The sequence below is a fragment of the Geminicoccus flavidas genome (assembly GCF_009806515.1).
Classification (GTDB): Bacteria; Pseudomonadota; Alphaproteobacteria; order Geminicoccales; family Geminicoccaceae; genus Geminicoccus; species Geminicoccus flavidus.
This window is the reverse complement of sequence record NZ_WUJP01000273.1, coordinates 1-1,289: the sequence shown is the minus strand read 5'-3', so window position 1 is coordinate 1,289 and position 1,289 is coordinate 1. Positions and strand designations below refer to the sequence as shown.

Annotated in this window: 2 protein-coding genes; both read right to left on the bottom strand. The window is 66.3% G+C overall.

From position 1 onward, the window contains the following. Positions 1-257: TRAP transporter small permease (locus EQG76_RS07560; protein ID WP_159712058.1), on the bottom strand; the 257-nt coding region annotated here is incomplete at its 3' end. 79 nt (positions 258-336) lie between these two features. Continuing rightward, the coding region (locus EQG76_RS07555; RefSeq protein ID WP_159712056.1) for a DctP family TRAP transporter solute-binding subunit at positions 337-1,289 on the bottom strand (953 nt) is incomplete at its 5' end.

The following is a 1,289-nucleotide window of genomic DNA, read 5'->3' as shown; positions in this document are numbered from 1 at the left end:
CGCTCGAGCCGCTTGTTGCCCATATAGTGCACGAGGTCCACGGCGATATGCGCGCGGTGCTTCCAGGCCAGCCAGGCCGACAGGTAGGTGACCCATACGAACAGGTAGCGCGCGGCCTCCTCCGACCAGACCAGCGGGTCGTTGAGCAGGTAGCGCCATGCCACCTGGGCCGAGCACATGACGGTCATCGCGGCGATGCAGAGGATCAGCAGGGCCTCGGTCATCCACTCGACCGCGCCCCAGAGGCGGGTGATCATCGGCGGAGATTGCTTTCGGCGGACGCGGGCGACGGGCCGGCCGGGAGACTTTCGCTCCCCGGCCGGCCCAAGGAAGCGGTCAGTTCTCGCCGGCTGCCTGGATCTTCTCGATCATGGCGGGATCGAGACCTTCCACGGTGGAGGCGATGTCCTTGGTCATCTCGCGGAACGGCGTGGTGTCGACCTCCTCGATCACCATGCCCTTCTCCGCGATCAGCCCTCGATATTCGGCGTCGAGCTTGGCCGAGGTCTCGCGCGCGACCGTCGTGCATTCGGCCACGGCCTCGCGGATGATCTTCTGCTCGTCCTCGGACAGGGTCTCGAAGATCGGCTTGGAGAACAGCACCGCATGCGGCCCATAGACATGGCCGGTGAGGATCAGGTGGCTCTGCACCTCCCAGAGCGAGTTCAGGTAGACAATGGTGATCGGGTTCTCCTGGGCATCGATGATGCCCTGGCCCAGGCTGGTGAACACCTCGCCCCAGACCATCGGGATTGGCGCCGCGCCCAGCTTCTGGAAGGCGGCGATGTGCACCGGGTTCTGCATGGTGCGCAACTTGACGCCCTGCAGGTCGGCTGGGGCCTCGATCGCCTTCTTGGCGGTCAGATGGCGCCAGCCATTCTCCCACCAGGCTAGCCCGACGATGCTCTGGTCGTCGAACTTCGCCAGGAGCTCCTTGCCGACCTCACCGTCCAGCACCTCGTAGACATGAGCGCTGTCCTTGAAGATGAACGGCAGGTCGAGGACGCCCACCTCCGGCACGAATGCGCCGAGCGGCCCGGTCGAGACCACCGTCATGTCCACCGTGCCGAGCTGCAGGCCCTCCACGGTCTCCCGCTCCTCGCCGAGCTGGCGGTCGGGATAGAGCTCGATCGCGAGCGATCCGCCGCTGCGTTCCTCGGCGAGCTTCTCGAAGCACTGCAGGCCGACATAGCTCGGATGGGCCGGCATTGAGCCGAAGGCGGCGCGGATGGTGGTCTGCGCGCCGGCCACCAGCGGCGACAAGGTTAGCGCGAAGACGGCGGCAGCCA